This window comes from Jiella pacifica (assembly GCF_010500815.1).
Classification (GTDB): Bacteria; Pseudomonadota; Alphaproteobacteria; order Rhizobiales; family Rhizobiaceae; genus Jiella; species Jiella pacifica.
On the sequence record NZ_JAAAMG010000002.1, the window covers coordinates 23848 to 42115 of the forward strand.

The window sequence follows — 18268 nt, forward strand, 5'->3', positions numbered from 1 at the left end:
AGACACGCAAGATAGTTCGTCCAAGCGTGTCCGCGGTCAACTACCCCATTTCCAGAATTCGCCGCTGCGCGTTTTGACGTCACCGCGGGTCCCGCCAACATATGTCGAGTAGTCGTCATGGGTTGGTTCTCGAAATTTGTTCCCATTCCATAACGCGATATGGCCGGATGCATCGGCCCAATTCACGTTGAATGCGATGATCCCCATCTGGCCCAGAAACTTGTCGTTGAACGGCAAGGTCACGTCGACGATCGGATCGCCAAACACTTTGATGAGATATTTACGGAACGATTGAACTCGAAAGATGATCTTCGCTCCATCGCCGGTCGTGATGGTTTGAATACCGAGCGAAGCCGCGACCGACGGGTTGATCGGCATGCCACCGTTGTTGAAAGCGACGCTGAGCCGACTGGCGCAGGCATTCCCATTCGGGCCGAACCCTGGCGCCTCGATGTTCTGCCGAGCCTTCCCTCCGAGCCACGTATAGAGATCTTTCAACGTTGGATGGGCAACGTGATCTGGAAAGGCATTCCAGACACCCATGAAGCTTGGCCGCATGCCAATCTCTCCGGTCGATACCCTGAAACAATACTCGTATAAATTGCAATATAGACGCCGTTCCGACGAAGAGCAATCGCTCTCCGGTCAGGTTTGCCCGAACCCTTCATTGCTGCATCGGCGATATTCGGGTCGTAGGCAGGATACCGTCCGGTCGAGGAATCGTCGCCCCAATCGCGGTTCAGTGGATCGTCAGGCCTGTGGTCGAATCGCCGATCCGACGAAGCTCGGTCCTCGCCTGCGCGGTCATCTCCGCCTTCAGGTGCACGACGCCGTCCTCGCCGTCCTCGCGTTCGAGGATGGTGGCGTTGTCGTAGAGCCAGGAAATGAGGTTCATCGCCTCCGGCGCAACGTCGAGCGTGACGCCGGTGAGATGGCCGGCGATGCGCCGCTCGATGTCGGTAAGGAGCGCCTGCGTCCCCTCGCCCGTCACCGCCGAGACGAGATGCGCCGAAGCCTGATCGGCAAGGGATGCTCGCGCCCCCGTCATACGGTGCAGCGTGTCCTCGTCGAGCCGGTCGATCTTGTTCCAGACCTCGACGACATGCTCGGCGTCCTCGGTGTCGACGTCGAGATCGCGCAGGATCCGGCGCACGTCCTCGGCCTGTGCCAGCGTGTCGGGATCGGACACGTCGCGCACATGCAGGATCAGGTCGGCTTCCAACACCTCTTCCAGCGTCGCCCGGAAGGCGGCGACGAGATGGGTCGGCAGATCCGAGACGAAGCCGACCGTGTCGGAAAACAAAATCTCGGTGCCGTGTGGCAGGACGGTCTTGCGCAGCGTCGGATCGAGGGTCGCGAAGAGCAGATCGCGGGCCATGACATCGGCGCCGGTCAGAAGGTTGAACAGCGTCGACTTTCCGGCATTGGTGTAGCCGACCAGGGCGACGATCGGATGGGGGCGCTTGCGGCGCTTCTCCCGGTGTAGCTGCCGGGTGCGACGGACCTGGTCGAGTTCTTTCTCGAGCCGCTTGATCTTTTCCTGCAGCTGCCGGCGATCTGCCTCGATCTGGGTTTCGCCCGGACCGCCCATGAAGCCGGCACCGCCGCGCTGGCGCTCGAGATGGGTCCAGGACCTCACGAGCCGGCCACGCTGGTAGTTCAGATGGGCCAATTCCACCTGCAGCCGGCCTTCCTTGGTGCGCGCCCGCCGGCCGAAGATTTCCAGGATGAGCCCGGTGCGATCGAGCACCTTGGTGTCGAGCTCCTTCTCCAGATTGCGTTGCTGAACCGGCGTCAGCGGATGGTCGACGATGACGAGGCCAACGGCCTCCGCCGCGACGAGCCCCTTCATCTCCTCGACCTTGCCGCTGCCGAGCAGCGTGGCTGGCTGCGGCTTCTGCCCTGTGATGATGGCACTCGTCACGATGTCGAGGTCGATCGCCGCCGCCAGCCCGACGGCCTCGGCGAGACGCGCCTCGTCGCTTCGACGCACGGCCGCCAGGCCCGGCGTTCCGCGGCCGTCGGCTTCCGTCCGCTGCTTGAAGACCGGAACGAAGACGGCGGCGCGCGTCGCCACCTTTTCGTGCTCGATCGGCCCGCGCGGCCCTTTATCCTGAAACTCCGCCAATCAGGCCTTCCCGCTTTCGTCGACGCCCTCGTACATCTGTACCGGTTGCGATGGCATGATGGTGGAGATCGCATGCTTGTAGACGAGCTGCGAATGACCGTCCCGGCGCAAGAGGACGCAGAAATTGTCGAACGATGTCACGACGCCGGTCAGCTTGACGCCATTGACCAGAAAAATCGTCAGTGAAATCTTTTGCTTGCGAACCGTGTTGAGAAACAGGTCCTGAAGGTGTTGGGTCCGCTCTGGCATGCAGAAATGTCCTTTTTTGATTTGTGCTGCAGCCTGGTTGATGACGAACGCGGCCGGTCGGCCGCGAGCGTTATTCCATTGATACCGCAGGAGCGAACGAGTTCGAAGCCCCGGTCGATGCGAATCGTGACGAGATTTCGCGCCTGCTCACGAGAGTGGCATGCGGCGTGGTAAGTCACACGTCAAAAGAACTCCAGGCTGACCCGGAACATCTGCTCGACGTGGCGCACGGCGGCGGCGGCGGCGAAGATCACCACCCTGTCCTTGGCGCGGATTTTCGTCTGGCCCGTCGGTTTGACGTAGATGCCGTTTCTTAAGATCGCCCCGATCCGCAAATTGTCGGGCAGATCGAGGTCGCGCAGCGCCTCGCCCACCAGCGGCGAGGTCTCCAGCGCCTCGGCCTCGATCACCTCGGCGACGCCGTTCTGGATCGAATGGACCGCCCGGATGCGCCCGCGCCGCACGTGCTGCAGGACGCGAGAGATCGTCACCGAGCGCGGATTGATGAAGGCGTCGATGCCGAGCATCCGGGTGAAGCCCTGGTAGTCGGCATTGTTGAGGAGCGCCAGATTGCCCTTGCAGCCGAGGCGCTTGGCCATGACGCTCGACAGGATGTTGACCTTATCGTCGTTGGTGAGCGCGACGAGCAGGTCGCTCGTGCCGATGTCGGCTTCCTTGAGGATCGCCTGGTCGAGGCCGCTTCCATGCAGCACGATCGTGCGCTTCAGCCCGTCGGCGATCGTCACGGCACGGTCGTGATTGTCCTCGACGACGCGAATCCGAGCGCCGTAATTGCGCTTCTCGATCTGCTTGGCGACGTAGTGGCCGATATTGCCGCCGCCGACGATGACGATGCGGCCCGCTTCCGGCTCCTCATGGCCGAACAGTCCGAGGGCGCGGCGCACGTGCGTCTTCTCGGCGACCACATAGGCGACGTCGCCCGGGACCATGTGATCGTTGGAGCCGGGGATGAAGAGCCGGTCGCCCCGCCAGATGCCGACGACCGTGGCGTTGAGGTCGGGAAACAGGTCGGTCAGCTGGTCGAGCGGCGTGTTGACGACCGGACAGTCCTCCGCGCACTCGATCGCCACCATGGCGATGTGATCGTCGGCAAAGCGCACCGCATCCATCGCCCCCGGCAGGGCGATGCGCCGCAGGACCATCTCGCCGACCTCGATCTCCGGCGAGATGATCACGTCGATCGGCATGTTCTCGGTGGAGAACAGATCCTGCCAATGCGGCCGCAGATAGCTCTGGGAGCGGATGCGGGCGATCTTGGTCGGCACGTTGAACAGGGAGTGGGCCACCTGGCAGGCGACCATGTTGACCTCATCGTGCAGCGTCACGGCGATGATCATATCGGCCTGCTCGGCCCCCGCCTCGGCGAGGACGTCCGGGTGAGCGCCGTGTCCGACGAAGCCCCTGGCGTCGAGATTGTCGCGGATCGCCTGGACGAGGGTGCGCGAGGTGTCGATCACCGAGACGTCGTTGCGCTCGGAGGCGAGCCGTTCGGCGATGCCGTAGCCCACCTGCCCCGCGCCGCAGATCACCACCTTCATGTCGGCCGCTCCATCGCCATCCGATTCTGCGGCGCAGCCATAGCGTATCGGGGCATCAAATGCCGAGGGATTTCAGTTTGCGGTGCAGCGCCGAGCGTTCCATGCCGACGAATTCGGCGGTGCGCGAGATGTTGCCGCCGAAGCGATTGATCTGGGCGACGAGATACTCCTTCTCGAACACCTCGCGGGCGTCGCGCAGCGGCAGAGCGAGGATCTGGCCATTGGCCTGGCTCGGCGTCCGCGGCAGCATGTCGCCGACCTCGTTGGGCAGCATGTCGGCGGTGATCGGCTCGTCGCTCTCGCCATCGCGGGACAGGATCATCAGCCGCTCGACGTTGTTGCGCAGTTGCCGGACGTTGCCGGGCCATTCGCTCGACTGCAGGACCGCCATCGCCTCGTCGCTGATCCGCCGCGCCTTGATGCCGGTCTGCTCGGCGATCTGCTTCATGAAAGCCTCGATCAGCAGCGGCACGTCCTGGCGACGCTCGGCCAGCGGCGGCACCTGGATCGGCACCACGGCAAGCCGGTGGAAGAGATCCTCGCGGAAGAGCCCCTCGGCGATCAGCGAATCGAGGTTCTGCGAGGTCGAGGAGATGATCCTGACGTCGACCTTCACCCGTTTCGATCCGCCGATCCGCTCGAAGGTCTGTTCGGTGAGGACACGCAGGATCTTGTTCTGCGTCTCGCGCGGCATGTCAGCGACTTCGTCGAGATAGAGGACGCCGCGATGGGCCTCCTCCAACGCGCCGATCTTGCGCTCGGTGCCGGGCGGGGTCTCGTTGCCGAAGAGTTCGATCTCCATCCGATCCGGCGTGATCGCCGCCGCATTCAACGCGATGAACGGGCCGGATGCGCGCGGGGACGCCGCATGGATCGCCCGCGCCACCATCTCCTTGCCGGAGCCCGATGGCCCGAGGATCATCACCCGGCTGTTAGTCGGAGAAACCCGCTCGATGACGTTGCGCAGCTGGTTCATCGGCTGCGACTTGCCGATCAGCTCGGCGAAATCGGTGGAGCGGCGCTTCAGTTCGAGCACCTCGCGTTTCAGCTTCGAGGTCTCCAGGGCCCGCTCGGCGATCAGAATCAGCCTGTCGGCCTTGAAGGGCTTCTCGATATAATCGTAGGCGCCGCGCTTGATCGCCGAGACGGCGGTCTCGATGTTGCCGTGTCCGGAAATCATCACGACGGGCACTTCCGGGTGCTGCGCCTTGATGACGTCGAGGAGGTCGAGCCCGTCCAGCCGGCTGCCCTGCAGCCAGATGTCGAGAAAGACCAGTCGCGGCACGCGGTCGGTAAAGGCCTGCATGGCGGCATCCGAATTGCCAGCCGTGCGGGTCTCGTGGCCCTCGTCCTCGAGGAGACCGGCGACGAGCTCGCGAATGTCGGCCTCGTCGTCGACGATCAGGATGTCCGATGCCATGGCTCACCAATCCTTTCATCATCAGCATTGTTCGGTTGGCTCCCACCCGACGGGTTGGTGCCTGCCGGCAGAACGATCCGCACCATTGCGCCCTGCGGCTGATCCGGTGCGTCCTCGAGGGTAATCGTGCCGCCGTGGTCTTCGATGATCTTGCGAACGATCGCGAGGCCGAGGCCTGTGCCCTTCTCGCGGGTCGTCATGTAGGGCTCCAGCAGCCGATCGCGATTCTCCTTCGGAAAACCGCGGCCGTTGTCGACGATATCGATGCGGTAGACGCCGTCCAGGATCTTCGCCCGGATGGCGATCCGGCCCTCGACGCCCTCGGTCGCCTCGAGCGATTCCACGGCGTTCTTCACGAGATTGCCGAAGGCCTGGGACAAAAGCCGGATGTCGTAGGAGCCGAACATCGGCGTTTCGGGAATCTCGGCGGCGAAGGCGATTCCGTGATCGCCCATCTCGCGCATGAACACCGCTTCGCGCAAGGCGTCGCGCAGGTCCATGCGCTCCATCGTCGGTTTTGGCATACGGGCGAACGTCGAGAACTCGTCGACCATGCGGCCGATGTCCGAAACCTGGCGGACGATCGTCTCGATGCAGCGGTCGAACACTTCGCGGTCGTCCTCGACCCTTTTGCCGTAGCGGCGCCGGATGCGCTCGGCGGACAGCTGGATCGGCGTCAGCGGATTCTTGATCTCATGGGCGATGCGCCGGGCGACGTCGGCCCAGGCCGAAGTCCGCTGGGCGTCGACGAGATCGGTGATGTCGTCGATGGTCACCACCGAGGCGTGGTCGCCCTCGCTCTCTTCCGACGAGGTGATGCGGATGGCCAGCGTCCGCTCGCGCTCGCGGATCTTCAGCTTCACGTCTTCCTGATGCTCCGGCCGGCGAGAGGCCGAGGCAGCCCCGCGGATGCGGCCGATTTCTGGAAAGACGGAAGCGAGCTTGCGGCCGGTGACCTCGTCAGCGGCGACCGCGAGGATCCGCTCGGCCGACGGGTTGACCATCGAGATCGTGCCGTCGCGCTCGATGCCGACGACGCCGACCGTGACGCCGGAAAGCACCGCCTCGATGAAGCGACGACGCTCGTCGATGACATCCTTGGCGTTGACGAGCTCGGCGCGCTGGCTTCGCAACTGCAGGATCATGTTGTTGAAGGTGTTGGAGAGCGAGCCGACGTCGCCGTCGGACACGCGCACCGGCACCGAGACTGAGAGATTGCCCTCCGACACCTCGTCGGCCGCACCGATCAACAGCCGGATCGGCCGGACCAAGCGGTCGGCGACGCCGATGCCCGTCCAGATCGCCGACAACAGCACGATCAGCGTGATGCCGAGATAAAGCAGCGCGAAGGCGAGCTGCAGCCCGAAGCGGTTTTCCCGCAGGCTCGAATATTCGGCCGAGCGTTCCTCCATCTCGCGCAGCGCCGTGATCACCTCAGGGTCAACGGCGCGCACGGTGTAGAGATAGGCGTTGGAGATCTGCCTGAGACGGATGATCGCGCCGACGAGATTGGTGACGCCGGGTGGAATGAAGACGAGATTGCCCTCGGCGGCCTTCTGCAGGGCGTCGGCCGGCGGGACGGGCAGCGGCTTGCCCTGGTCGATGTCGGCCTTGAGGATCGGCTGGCCGTCGAGGCGCAGGACCTGCGCGCCGAGCAGCGAGCGGCCGCGCGCCTGTTCGGTCATCAGGTCCTGGAAGCCGCCTCGGTCGAGATCGAAAAGCTGGCGCTGCTGATCGAGATCATAGGCCATCGACAGGGTCGTCCCCTGCAGGTTGCGGGCGTTCTCGTTCACATAGGCCCGCGCCACCGAGATCGAGGATTCGACGATCGCCTGGGTCCGCATGCCGAACCATCGATCGAGGCCGAGGTCGAGCGTGACGCTGGCGACCATGGCGACGAGCAGCGCCGGCAGGATGGCGACGATCGAGAACAGGACGACGATCCGCACGTGCAGGCGCGAGGCCGCCCGGCCCTCTCGCCGAGCCCGCACCATGCGCAGCACCTCGCGGCCGATCAGCCCGCAGAGGAGCAGCACGAAGCCGCCGTTGACGACGGTTGCGATGGTGACGATCGTGTCGGTCGGCTCGATCGGCGTCAGGCCCATGAGCACGACGAAGGAAATCGCCCCGGTGATCAACGCACCGGCAACGGCCAGAAGGCCGGGAAACAACAGGAAGCGCCGCCGTTCCATGAGGAACGGGACCTGGGGCTCGCCTTGGATCTGGTGTGTCGTCATGCTTCGCGAGAACAGTTCCGATTGCCGTTGCCACAAAGCAACGGATTGTGTCTAAACTGCAACGAAGCCCTGAAAAAAGCCAGTCAACGGATCGAGCGGACGACGGAAATATCGAGGTCGCGGATCTTCTTTCTGAGCGTATTGCGATTGACGCCGAGAAGATCGGCGGCCTTCACTTGGTTTCCGCGGGTGGCGGCCAGGGCCGCGGCGATCAGCGGATATTCGACCTCGCGCAGGATCCGCCCGTGCAGCCCCGGCGGGGGCAGATCGTCGCCGAAGGATGAGAAATACTCGGCCAGATAGCGTTCGACCGAGGCACTGAGATCGATTGGCTTGCTGCCGTCCGTCTCAAGCCCCGGGCTCTTGATCGGGTCGTTGATGAGTTCGTGCTCGACGATCTCGCCGGAAATCTCGTCCTGGGGATAGAGCGCGGCGAGCCGGCGGATGAGGTTTTCGAGTTCGCGCACATTGCCCGGCCACCCGTAGCGGCGCATGACGTCGAGCGCGCCCTGGCTGAGGGTTTTGCGCGGCAGCCCTTCGGTTTCGGCGACTGCGAAGAAATGTCGCGCCAGATCCGGCAGGTCCTCGATGCGCTCGCGCAGCGGCGGCAGGCGCAGCGGCACGACGTTGAGCCGGTAGAACAGATCCTCGCGAAACAGGCCGCGCGCGATGAGCTGGCGCAGGTCCTTGTTGGTCGCAGCGACGATCCGCACGTCTGTGGCGATCGGCGTGCGGCCGCCGACGATGGTGTATTCGCCCTGCTGCAGCACCCGCAGGAGCCGCGTCTGCGCCTCCATCGGCATGTCGCCGATCTCGTCGAGGAAGAGCGTACCGCCCTCGGCCTGTTCGAATCGTCCGCTGGTGCGCGACTGGGCGCCGGTGAAGGCGCCCTTCTCGTGGCCGAACAGTTCCGATTCGATGAGGTCGCGCGGGATCGCCGCCATGTTGATGGCGACGAAGGGACCTTTGCGGCGGCGGCCGTAATCGTGCAGCGCCCTTGCGACGAGCTCCTTGCCGGTGCCGGATTCGCCGGTGATCGTCACCGTCAGATCCGTCTGCATCATTCGCGCCAGCGCCCGGTAGATGTCCTGCATGGCGGGCGAGCGGCCGACCAGCGGCATCGCCTCCTGCATGTCGTCGGGCGCGGTGACCCGAGGGCCCTGTTTCGGCTCGGACAGGGCGCGACGGACGATCGAGACGAGCTCGGTCAGGTCGAACGGCTTCGGGATGTAGTCGTAGGCGCCCTTCTCGGACGCCTTGATCGCCGTCATGAAGGTGTTCTGGGCGCTCATCACCACGACCGGCAGGTCGGGCCGCGAGTTCTTGATCTTCGGCAGCGTATCGAAGGCGTTGCCGTCCGGCATCAAAACGTCGGTGATGACGAGGTCGCCGTCGCCCGCCGATATCCACCGCCATAGGGTCGCGATGTTCGACGTGACGCGCACCTCGAAGCCGGCCCGCATCAGGGCCTGGGAGACGACCGTGCGGATCGCGGCATCGTCGTCGGCTACGATGATCTGCATTGCCATGGATATTTCAGCCCTGTTCGTCGGTCGCGTCACGCAGCGCATCGGGTTCGGAAAGCTCGCGCCAGGCCGGCATGAGAATGCGGAAGACCGTGTGTCCCGGCTGCGACTCGCACTCGATGACGCCGCCGTGATCGCCCACGATCTTGGCGACCAGCGCGAGGCCGAGGCCCGAGCCGCTCGGCTTGGTGGTCACGAAGGGATCGAAAATGTGCTCGCGGATGTCCTCCGGCACGCCGTCGCCATTGTCCTCCACGGCAAATTCCAGGGGCAGCGTCACCCGGTCCTTGGTGCCCGGCACCGAGAGGCGAACCCCCGGTCGGAACGCCGTGGTCAGGCGGATCTCCGGGTTCTCTCGGCCCTTCACCGCCTCGGCGGCGTTCTTCAGAAGATTGAGGAAAACCTGGACGAGCTGGTCGCGATTGGCGAAGACCGGCGGCAGCGACGGGTCGTAGAGTTCGAGGATCTTGATGTCACGGGCAAAGCCGTTGCGGCCCAGCGTCTTCACGTGCTCGAGCACGGAATGGATGTTCACCGCGGAGCGTTCGATCGGACGCTGGTCGGAGAACACCTCCATCCGGTCGACCAGCTTGACGATGCGGTCGGATTCTTCCTGGATCAGCCGGGTGAGCGCCCTGTCCTCGTCGCTGGCCGAGGCGGCGAGCAGCTGGGCGGCCCCCTTGATGCCGGAAAGCGGATTGCGGATCTCGTGGGCGAGCATCGCCGCAAGACCGGTGACGGTTCGGGCGGCGGAGCGATGGGTCAGCTGGCGATCCATCTTCTCGGCGATCGAGCGCTGCTGGATCATCACCACGACCAGCTCCGGCGCTTCCGGCATCGCCGAGACGTAGAGATCGACCAGCCGCTCGCCGCCGAGCCGGGGCGAGGACACGTCGACCCGGTATTCGCTGATGCGGGCGGATTCGGTGCGGGCCTGCTCGACCAGCGAGAACATCGGGCTGTCGCCGGGCACGAAATCCTGCAGCCTCTTGCGGGCGAGATAGGCCGAGCCAGCGGAGAAGAACTGCTCGGCATCGGAATTGGCGAAGCGGAACCGACCCGCCGCGTCGACGACGATCACCGGATGCGGCAGCGCATTGAGGATCTGGAACGCCTGATCGAGCAGGAAGGGGCCGCTGTCGGACGAATGGGACATGTCAGGCTGCCTCCGCCATCGGCGCGGTTGCGGCCGTCTCGATCTCGGCCAGCGTCGTGCCGGCAAGGAGAAGAGACAGCCTTTTGCGAACGTCGTTCGGGTCGGTTCCGGTCATGATCGCCCGGCGCTCGGACGGCGGGACGACGGCACCGGTCGCAGCATGGCGATCGAGATACCAGCCGAGATGCTTCCGCGCATGGCGAATGCCGGTCGGCAGGCCGTAATGGCCGAGCATCGTCTCGTAATGCTCTGCGGCGAAGTCGCCGAGATCGACGCGGGAAAGTTCCGCCATCGCGGTCGCGCCGGCCATCAGGCCGGGAAGCCACGGCCGGCCATAGGCGCCGCGCCCGACCATCACAGCATCGGCGCCGCTCGAGGCGAGCATCTCGCCGAGGCGGTCCGGCGAGACGAGGTCGCCATTGGCGACGAGCGGCACCGTGACGGCGCGGCGGACGGCGGCGATGGCCTTCCAGTCGGCGGCGCCGTCGTAGAAATCCATGCGCGTGCGGCCATGCACCGTCACCATCCGGGCGCCCGCCGCTTCCGCCCGCGCGGCGAGCCAGGGCGCGTTCATCGACGCGCGGTCCCAGCCGAGACGCATCTTCACCGTCACCGGCACGTCGCCCGCCCCCGCGACGACAGCCTCGACGATGGCAAGGGCAAGCTCCGGCTCGCGCATCAGGGCGGAGCCGGACAGCCCGCCCACCACCTTCTTCGCCGGGCAGCCAAAATTGATGTCGACAATGTCCGCGCCGGAGGCGGCAAGGCGCCGTGTGGCCTCCCCCATCGCCCGCGGATCGCGGCCCGCGAGCTGCACCGCATGGATGCCATGCCCGTCACGCAGGGCTCGAAGGGTCGATTCGCCGGCACCCTTCAGATATTCCCCGCTGGCGACCATCTCCGAAACGACGAGGCCTGCGCCGAAGCGCCGCGCCAGCCGGCGGAACGGCACGTCGGAAACGCCCGACATCGGCGCCAGGAGGACGCGATTGCCGAGCCGGCAGCCGCCGACCTGCAGCGGGACGGAAACATCCCCTCGCCTTCCAAATTCGCCTAAACCTTGAGCGTTCATCGCAACTGTCGATTCTTGCACCACCTGAGCTGTACTTAATCGGAGCATGCTCAAATGACAAGCAATTAGGTGCTTGCATTCTGTCATGGGTTCATGCTCCAGCACCCACGGGTTTCGAGCGAGGTCGAGCGGTATGGCGGAGAGCGTCGCGGCGATCCTGGTGGCGGCCGGTCGCGGCGAGCGGGCCGGCCATTCCACGGAGGGTCCCAAACAGTATCGGACCATCGGCGGGCGGGCCGTGCTCGCCCACACGCTGGCGCTTTTTCGAAGCCACCCGCGCATCGAAACCATCGTCCTTGTGATCCATGCGGACGATCACGCGCTCTGCGAACGCGCCCTCGGCAAAGAAGCCGCGCGCGTCCATCTCGTCACCGGCGGGGCGGAGCGGCAGATCTCGGTGCGGCGCGGGCTCGAATTCCTCCGGGCGTCGGATCGCCCCCCCGGCATTGTGCTGATCCACGATGCCGTCCGCCCCTTCGCCGATCACGCGACCGTCGACCGGGTGATTGCCGCAGCCATCGCCCATGGCGGCGCGATCCCGGCGGTTCCCATCGCCGACACGATCAAGCGGGCGACGAGCGACCTGTCGATCGCCGAAACCGTGCCGCGCAGCGGCCTCTACGGCGCGCAGACACCGCAGGGCTTTCGTTTCGCAGCGATCGTCGGCGCCCATGAGGCCGCCGCAGGCTCCGGCCGATCCGACTTCACCGACGACGCTTCCATCGCCGAATGGGCGGGCGCGAGGGTGGTGCTGGTCGAAGGAGCTGCGGGCAACGTCAAGCTGACGACGCGCGAGGACATCGCCGCCGCCGACGAGAGACTGGCCAACGAGAAACTCAAGGAGAAGCTGCCCGTGATCGACGTTCGGACCGGCAATGGCTACGACGTGCACCGCCTCGTTCCGGGCGACCACGTCACCCTCTGCGGCATAAAGATCGCCCACGACCAGCGGCTCGACGGCCACTCCGACGCCGATGTCGGCCTCCACGCCTTGACCGACGCGCTACTCGCCACCTGCGGCGCCGGCGACATCGGCGATCACTTCCCGCCAAGCGACCCGCAATGGAAGGGCGCAGCCTCGCACATCTTCGTCGAAGAGGCCGTCCGGATCGTCGCGGCCAAGGGCGGACGGATCATGAATGCCGATATCTCTTTGATCTGCGAGGCGCCGAAGATCGCGCCGCACCGCGAGGCAATGCGTCAGGCGATCGCGACGATGACCGGCCTGTCGCTCGACCGGGTTTCGGTGAAGGCGACGACCAACGAGACCATCGGCTTCGTCGGCCGCCGTGAGGGAATCGCGGCGATTGCCACGGCCTCGGTCGTCTACGGAGAGGGCAAGTGAGCGGCGGCGAGATCGAGGCCGACGGGCAAGCCGGCCCCGGTTGCGGTCGCAGCAACGAGATCGCCGCCCTCGCCCGCGCCGTCGTCGCGCGCTACGCCCAAGCCGGCTGGACGCTCGCGACCGCCGAATCTTGCACCGGAGGCCTCGTCGCCGGGGCGATCACCGACGTCGCCGGCTCCTCGGCCGTCCTCGACCGCGGCTTCGTCACCTATTCCAACCAGGCGAAGATCGACCTCGTCGCCGTCGATCCTGCGGCGCTCGCCGCCCATGGCGCGGTGTCGGAAACGGTCGCGCGCCAGATGGCGGAAGGCGCGCGCCGACGCGCGGGCGTCACCGTCGCCGTGTCGATCACCGGCATCGCCGGCCCCGGCGGTGGGTCGGCGGCAAAACCGGTCGGGCTGGTGCATTTCGCCTGCGCTGGACCGGCGGGGACGGTGCATCGGGAAGAGCTGTTCGGGGATCTGGGACGCGCGGCCATCAGACAGGCGTCGGTGGTGGTGGCGTTGGAACTGCTGGTGGCCGCGTCGGGAACGTGAAGGCATAAGCCGTTCTCAGACGATGGCTTTTTCCTAGCAGCGGGTGCCGCAGAATGAAGTTCTACCAAGGCTCGGCTCCAGGCCTCGGCCCGTCAGCGATTTCGTGGTCCCGTCAATGCGAGGTCGCGATTGGAACGTCGCGCAAGCAGGCGGGATGTGTAACCTTCGCCGAACGCTTGGCATAGAAGGTGCGGGCCAGCGCTCGAGGGCGACCCATGGTCAAAGTCTTATCCGGCATTTGGGCTCTTCTGGTCGGTATCGTCCTGATCATGCTGGGCAACGGCATGCATTTCACCCTCATCGGTCTGCGCGGCGGAATCGAGGGGTTTTCGGCCACGGCCCTCGCCATCGTCACCTCAGGGTATTTCGTCGGCTTCCTGTCCGGCGCTCATCTCACGCCGTCTCTCATCCGCAATGTCGGGCATGTCCGCGTGTTTGCGGCGCTCGGCAGTTTCATGTCGGCCGGGCTGATCACCTTCCCTCTGCTCGCGGAACCTTGGGCGTGGACATTGCTGCGGATGCTGATCGGCTTCTGCATGTCGGGCGTCTATGTGACGGCAGAGAGTTGGCTGAATGACGCCTCGACCAATGAGACCCGCGGCAAGGTGCTGTCCGCCTACATGATCGCGCAGACCCTCGGAATCATCGGAGCGCAAGGGCTACTCACGCTCGGCGATGCCCAGACGTCGGTGCTGTTCATCGGTGCGTCGATCCTCGTCTCGATATCCTTCGCACCGATCCTCCTCACCGTGGCTCCGGCCCCCAGGACAGACGTCACGCGGCCGATGGCCCTGAAGGCTCTCTTCGCCGAGTCCCCCCTGGGCACGGTCGGGATCTTTCTTCTGGGCAGCGCCTATGCGACACAGTCCGGCATGGGCGCCGTCTTCGGCACGCTGATCGGAATGAGCGCGTCTCAGATAGCACTGTTCGTGGCGATGCTGTTCGCCGGGGCGCTCTTCCTTCAATACCCGATCGGTTGGATCTCGGACCGCGTGGATCGGCGCATCCTGATCTTTGCCGTCTCCGTTATCGGATCGGCATCCTGTCTCTTCGGATGGATCGCTGGCGCCGGTCTGTGGTCGCTGATGGCATCGGCCTTCGTCGCGGGCGGCATGACGACCCCCCTCTACGCGCTGTTTCTGGCCTATACGAACGACTTCCTCTCATCGGAAGACATGCCGGCGGCGTCCGGCGGCCTCGTCTTCACATTCGGTCTCGGCGCCATCCTGGGACCGCTTGTCACCGGTTGGGCGATGGAATGGGCGGGGCCGTTCACGTTCTGGCTGGTCCTCAGCGTGACGTTCGCCGCCATCGCTCTCTACGCGCTGTATCGTATGACACAGCGGCCCGGCATTCCCGCGGGCCAGACCGAGAGCTATATCGGCGTCATTCCGACATCGTCACCGGTTGCCGTCGAAGCTGCGAGCGCCTGGGCCGTCGAACAGTCTGAAATCGAACGCGAACCCCCTGCCGAGGCCGAGACTCCGGCGCAGGGCTGACGTTTGCGACGGAACACATCGTCGGCTTCCTCTGCGCTGGAACCGGAGGCGTGACGCACCCATGCTACGCCGTCCTCACCCGTAGATCTTGTCCGCCCGCTCCTCGAAGGCGACGGCGAACCGCCGGAAGGCGAAATCGAACATCGAGCCCATCAGCATGCCGAGGGTGCGGCTCTTGAACTCGTATTCGATGAAGAACTCGACGTCGCACGAGCCCTCGCCGGTCGGTACGAAGTCCCAGCGATTGTCGAGGAACTTGAACGGGCCGTTGACGTAGGACACCTCGATCCGACGCTCATCGGGCTTCAGCAGCACCTGCGAGGTGAAGGTCTCGCGGACCATCTTGTAGGCCACCGTCATGTCGGCGACGAGAAGGCGCTTGCCCTCCTTCTCGCGCTCGGAGCGCACCGTCAGCGCCTGGCAGAGCGGCAGGAACTCGGGATACTTCTCGACGTCCGCGACGAGAGCGAACATCTGATCGGCGGAGTGGCGAACGTGGCGCGTCGTTTGAAATTTGGGCATGACGGGCGGATTAGGCGGCCGACTGGCGGGCGAGCCGCGCGGCCTTCAGGCGTTCGAAATCCTCCCCCGCGTGGTGGGAAGAGCGAGTGAGCGGGCTGGCCGAGACAACGAGGAAGCCCTTCGTCAACGCGACTTTCTCGAAAGAGGCGAACTCGTCCGGCGTGACGTAGCGAATTACCGCATGATGCTTCTTCGTCGGCTGGAGGTACTGACCGATGGTGAGGAAGTCGACATCGGCGGTTCGAAGGTCGTCCATCAGCTGCAGCACCTCGTTGCGCTCCTCGCCGAGGCCGACCATGATGCCGGACTTGGTGAAGATCGTCGGGTCGAGTTCCTTCACCCGCTGCAACAGCCGGATCGAATGGAAGTAGCGGGCGCCGGGGCGCACCGTCAGATATTTCGACGGAACGGTCTCAAGATTGTGGTTGAAGACGTCGGGCTTGGCCTCGACGACACGCTCGAGCGCGCCGGGCTTCCTTAAAAAGTCGGGGGTCAGGATCTCGATCGTCGTGCCGGGCGCCGCGGCGCGGATCGCCCGGATGGTGCGGACGAAATGTTCCGCTCCGCCATCGGCGAGATCGTCGCGGTCGACCGAGGTGATGACGACATGGTTGAGGCCCATCTTGGCGACGGCGCGGCCGACGCTCTCGGGCTCGCTCTCATCCAGTGCATGGGGCATGCCGGTGGCGACGTTGCAGAAGGAACAGGCCCTGGTGCAGATGCCGCCCATGATCATGAAGGTGGCGTGCTTCTTCTCCCAGCAGCCGCCGATATTGGGGCAGCCGGCCTCCTCGCAGACGGTGACTAGGCGGTTTTCCCGGGCGATCTCCCGGGTCTCGAAATAGCCCTTTGAAACCGGCGCCTTGACCCGGATCCAGTCCGGCTTGGGCGGGCTCGCCACGGCGTCTGGCCGATGGGCCTTTTCCGGGTGGCGGAGCCGTGGCTTCTCGGTTTCTGACGACCGGGTGTCGAGGAGTGTGACCATGGGGCCTACTTAAGCCTCCGGTTTTAGCGATGCAATCAGCTTCGACACCCGCATCGGCTCCTGCATGACGGGGTTGCCCGTCACGCAGGGATCCCTGTTGTCACCTCAGCGCCGGACGGCGCGGGCGATGAGGATCAGGAGGCAGGCGCCGACGAAGCCGGTGATGAGATAGGCGAAGGAGAATGACGCCGAAGCGCCGCCGCCAATGCCGGTGAGGCGCAGGATGAAGCTCAAGATGATGGCGCCGACGACGCCGAGGATGATGTTCATCATCAACCCCATGTCGCTCTTCATCACCTTTTCGGCCAGCCAGCCGGCAATGCCGCCGACGATGATTGCTGCAAGAAAGCTACCGATCATGTGAAATTTCCCGTGTCTGGGTTTGGAGAAGTCTGGACCGATAGTTAGAGCCGGCAACCTTCCGGCAAGAGGCACGGCGGTTCTTTTCTGCCGTGCCGCCACGATCGATGGACTCGAACACGGCCGGATGCCGCGTTCTTTCTCGTCACATGTGAATGACGCGCCCATACGCGTCGAGGACGCTTTCGTGCATCGTCTCCGAGATCGTCGGATGCGGGAAGCAGGTGTGCATCAGCTCTTCCTCGGTGGTCTCGAGGCCCATGGCGATGACGAAGCCCTGGATCAGCTCGGTGACCTCCGCCCCCACCAGATGCGCGCCCAGGAGCTCGCCGGTCTTGGCGTCGAAGACGGTCTTGACCATGCCGTCCGGCTCGCCCAGCGCGATCGCCTTGCCGTTGCCGACGAAGGTGAAGCGGCCGACCTTGACCTCGCGGCCGGCCTCTTTCGCCTTCGCCTCCGTCAGGCCGACCGAGGCGACCTGAGGCTGGCAGTAGGTGCAGCCGGGGATCTCGGTCTTCTTCATCGGGTGGACGTCGATCCCCTTGATCTTCTCGACGCAGATCGTGCCCTCGTGCTCGGCCTTGTGGGCGAGCATCGGCGGGCCGGCGACGTCGCCGATGGCGTAGACGCCCTCGACATTGGTCTTGCCATAGCCGTCGACCTTGACGATGCCGCGCTCGATCGCGACGCCGATCTCTTCGAGGCCGAGCCCCTCGGTATTGCCCTGAACGCCGACGGCGGAGATCAGCCGCTCGGCCTTCAGCGTCTGCGACTTGCCGTCCTTCGTCTCGACCGTGACGGTGACGCCGTCGCCGCCCTTCTCGACCTTCGACACCTTGGCATCGGTGAGGATCTTCATCCCCTGCTTCTCGAACTGCTTGCGGGCGAGCTTGGCGATCTCGGCGTCTTCCACCGGCATGATCTGCGGCAGCAGCTCGACGACGGTCACCTCGGCGCCCATCGTCCGGTAGAAGGACGCGAACTCGATGCCGATGGCGCCCGAACCCATGACGATCAGGCTCTTCGGCATCGCCTTGGGCTTCATCGCCTCGAAATAGGTCCAGATGCGGTCGCCGTCCGGCTCGATGCCCGGAAGGACGCGTGGGCGGGCGCCGGTGGCGACGATGACGTGCTTGGCCTTGTAGGTGCCCTCGCCGAGCGTTCCCTTCGGCACCGGGTTCTGCGGCTCGACGATCGGCTTCTTCATCTTGCCGACGGCGACCTCGACCGGGCCGCCCTTGCCGGCCTTGGTGATCTTCGCCTCGCCCCAGATGACGTCGATCTTGTTCTTCTTCATGAGATACCCGACGCCGCCGGCGAGCTGCCCCGACACCTGGCGCGAGCGCTTGACCACCGCTTCCATCTCGAAGCTCGGCTTCTCGATCTTCAGCCCGTAGTTCTGGGCATTCTCGGCATAGTGGAAGATCTCGGCGGAGCGCAGCAGCGCCTTTGTCGGGATGCACCCCCAGTTGAGGCAGATTCCACCGAGATGCTCCCGCTCTACGACCGCAGTCTTGAAGCCGAGTTGCGCGGCCCGGATTGCGGCTACATAGCCGCCCGGCCCGCCGCCGATGACCAGGATGTCGTAGGTGTCAGCCATGGGTCGTCTCTCCGCGGATCGTCTGACTGGGCGCTCTCAAGGCGCCGCTTGAAATCGGATTGGCACGGCCCGGC

General features: G+C 65.1%; 16 protein-coding genes. 3 read left to right on the forward strand and 13 right to left on the reverse strand.

From position 1 onward, the window contains the following. Window positions 1-36 precede the first annotated feature (36 nt). From GTK09_RS02890 to dusB, 9 genes are all read right to left on the reverse strand, one after another. Window positions 37-558, reverse strand: coding sequence for a T6SS effector amidase Tae4 family protein (locus GTK09_RS02890; protein WP_163461011.1), 522 nt, complete (start codon window positions 556-558; stop codon window positions 37-39). A gap of 181 nt (window positions 559-739) precedes the next feature. Further along, window positions 740-2128 carry a GTPase HflX gene (gene hflX, locus GTK09_RS02895; RefSeq protein WP_163461012.1) on the reverse strand — a complete coding sequence of 463 codons (1389 nt, stop codon included), beginning with the start codon at window positions 2126-2128 and terminating at the stop codon, window positions 740-742. Next, complete coding sequence (hfq, locus tag GTK09_RS02900) at window positions 2129-2377, reverse strand: RNA chaperone Hfq (RefSeq protein ID WP_083589440.1); 249 nt, start codon at window positions 2375-2377, stop codon at window positions 2129-2131. 182 nt (window positions 2378-2559) lie between these two features. Beyond that, window positions 2560-3936 carry a Trk system potassium transporter TrkA gene (gene trkA, locus GTK09_RS02905; RefSeq protein WP_163461013.1) on the reverse strand — a complete coding sequence of 459 codons (1377 nt, stop codon included), beginning with the start codon at window positions 3934-3936 and terminating at the stop codon, window positions 2560-2562. Window positions 3937-3991: 55 nt separating this feature from the next. Next, window positions 3992-5356 carry a nitrogen assimilation response regulator NtrX gene (ntrX, locus tag GTK09_RS02910; protein ID WP_163461014.1) on the reverse strand — a complete coding sequence of 455 codons (1365 nt, stop codon included), beginning with the start codon at window positions 5354-5356 and terminating at the stop codon, window positions 3992-3994. Continuing rightward, window positions 5338-7593: a sensor histidine kinase NtrY-like gene (locus GTK09_RS02915; protein ID WP_163461015.1), complete on the reverse strand. Its 2256-nt coding sequence runs from the start codon at window positions 7591-7593 to the stop codon at window positions 5338-5340. Before GTK09_RS02915 ends, ntrX begins: the two co-directional genes overlap by 19 nt. Window positions 7594-7676: 83 nt before the next feature. Further along, window positions 7677-9164 carry a nitrogen regulation protein NR(I) gene (gene ntrC / locus GTK09_RS02920; RefSeq protein ID WP_512698708.1) on the reverse strand — a complete coding sequence of 496 codons (1488 nt, stop codon included), beginning with the start codon at window positions 9162-9164 and terminating at the stop codon, window positions 7677-7679. Continuing rightward, window positions 9130-10275 carry a two-component system sensor histidine kinase NtrB gene (locus tag GTK09_RS02925; protein ID WP_163461017.1) on the reverse strand — a complete coding sequence of 382 codons (1146 nt, stop codon included), beginning with the start codon at window positions 10273-10275 and terminating at the stop codon, window positions 9130-9132. Before GTK09_RS02925 ends, ntrC begins: the two co-directional genes overlap by 35 nt. A 1-nt stretch (window position 10276) precedes the next feature. Further along, the gene (gene dusB, locus GTK09_RS02930) at window positions 10277-11347 is read right to left on the reverse strand and encodes a tRNA dihydrouridine synthase DusB (RefSeq protein WP_163461018.1); all 1071 of its coding nucleotides are present in this window, start codon (window positions 11345-11347) and stop codon (window positions 10277-10279) included. Between the two features lie 133 nt (window positions 11348-11480). On the opposite strand from dusB, the gene GTK09_RS02935 reads away from it, so the two are divergent. The 3 genes from GTK09_RS02935 to GTK09_RS02945 all read left to right on the forward strand — a co-directional run bounded on the left by GTK09_RS02935 (window position 11481) and on the right by GTK09_RS02945 (window position 14727). Next, window positions 11481-12692 (forward strand): bifunctional 2-C-methyl-D-erythritol 4-phosphate cytidylyltransferase/2-C-methyl-D-erythritol 2,4-cyclodiphosphate synthase, encoded by a 1212-nt coding sequence (locus tag GTK09_RS02935; protein ID WP_163461019.1) that lies wholly within the window; start codon window positions 11481-11483, stop codon window positions 12690-12692. 59 nt (window positions 12693-12751) lie between these two features. Further along, window positions 12752-13228 carry a CinA family protein gene (locus GTK09_RS02940; RefSeq protein ID WP_163461356.1) on the forward strand — a complete coding sequence of 159 codons (477 nt, stop codon included), beginning with the start codon at window positions 12752-12754 and terminating at the stop codon, window positions 13226-13228. A gap of 215 nt (window positions 13229-13443) precedes the next feature. Continuing rightward, on the forward strand, window positions 13444-14727 hold the full coding sequence (locus GTK09_RS02945) for an MFS transporter (RefSeq protein WP_163461020.1): 1284 nt from the start codon (window positions 13444-13446) through the stop codon (window positions 14725-14727). Between the two features lie 75 nt (window positions 14728-14802). Here the strand turns inward: GTK09_RS02945 and GTK09_RS02950 are convergent, their stop codons facing one another. The 4 genes from GTK09_RS02950 to lpdA all read right to left on the reverse strand — a co-directional run bounded on the left by GTK09_RS02950 (window position 14803) and on the right by lpdA (window position 18194). After that, on the reverse strand, window positions 14803-15249 hold the full coding sequence (locus GTK09_RS02950; RefSeq protein WP_163461021.1) for a type II toxin-antitoxin system RatA family toxin: 447 nt from the start codon (window positions 15247-15249) through the stop codon (window positions 14803-14805). 10 nt (window positions 15250-15259) lie between these two features. After that, a complete protein-coding gene (gene lipA, locus GTK09_RS02955) occupies window positions 15260-16234 on the reverse strand; it encodes a lipoyl synthase (RefSeq protein ID WP_163461022.1) in 975 nt (324 codons plus the stop codon). A 105-nt stretch (window positions 16235-16339) separates the two neighbouring features. Continuing rightward, complete coding sequence (locus GTK09_RS02960; protein ID WP_163461023.1) at window positions 16340-16594, reverse strand: GlsB/YeaQ/YmgE family stress response membrane protein; 255 nt, start codon at window positions 16592-16594, stop codon at window positions 16340-16342. A 145-nt stretch (window positions 16595-16739) separates the two neighbouring features. Next, window positions 16740-18194, reverse strand: coding sequence for a dihydrolipoyl dehydrogenase (gene lpdA / locus GTK09_RS02965; RefSeq protein WP_163461024.1), 1455 nt, complete (start codon window positions 18192-18194; stop codon window positions 16740-16742). Window positions 18195-18268 lie beyond the last annotated feature (74 nt).

Coding starts and splice junctions, on each gene's coding strand:
- GTK09_RS02890 (WP_163461011.1), bottom strand. CDS start 558: ATGCGGCCAAGCTTCATGGGTGTCTGGAATGCCTTTCCAGATCACGTT.
- hfq (WP_083589440.1), bottom strand. CDS start 2,377: ATGCCAGAGCGGACCCAACACCTTCAGGACCTGTTTCTCAACACGGTT.
- trkA (WP_163461013.1), bottom strand. CDS start 3,936: ATGAAGGTGGTGATCTGCGGCGCGGGGCAGGTGGGCTACGGCATCGCC.
- ntrX (WP_163461014.1), bottom strand. CDS start 5,356: ATGGCATCGGACATCCTGATCGTCGACGACGAGGCCGACATTCGCGAG.
- GTK09_RS02915 (WP_163461015.1), bottom strand. CDS start 7,593: ATGACGACACACCAGATCCAAGGCGAGCCCCAGGTCCCGTTCCTCATG.
- ntrC (WP_512698708.1), bottom strand. CDS start 9,164: ATGCGCTGCGTGACGCGACCGACGAACAGGGCTGAAATATCCATGGCA.
- GTK09_RS02925 (WP_163461017.1), bottom strand. CDS start 10,275: ATGTCCCATTCGTCCGACAGCGGCCCCTTCCTGCTCGATCAGGCGTTC.
- dusB (WP_163461018.1), bottom strand. CDS start 11,347: ATGAACGCTCAAGGTTTAGGCGAATTTGGAAGGCGAGGGGATGTTTCC.
- GTK09_RS02935 (WP_163461019.1), top strand. CDS start 11,481: ATGGCGGAGAGCGTCGCGGCGATCCTGGTGGCGGCCGGTCGCGGCGAG.
- GTK09_RS02945 (WP_163461020.1), top strand. CDS start 13,444: ATGGTCAAAGTCTTATCCGGCATTTGGGCTCTTCTGGTCGGTATCGTC.
- GTK09_RS02950 (WP_163461021.1), bottom strand. CDS start 15,249: ATGCCCAAATTTCAAACGACGCGCCACGTTCGCCACTCCGCCGATCAG.
- lipA (WP_163461022.1), bottom strand. CDS start 16,234: ATGGTCACACTCCTCGACACCCGGTCGTCAGAAACCGAGAAGCCACGG.
- GTK09_RS02960 (WP_163461023.1), bottom strand. CDS start 16,594: ATGATCGGTAGCTTTCTTGCAGCAATCATCGTCGGCGGCATTGCCGGC.
- lpdA (WP_163461024.1), bottom strand. CDS start 18,194: ATGGCTGACACCTACGACATCCTGGTCATCGGCGGCGGGCCGGGCGGC.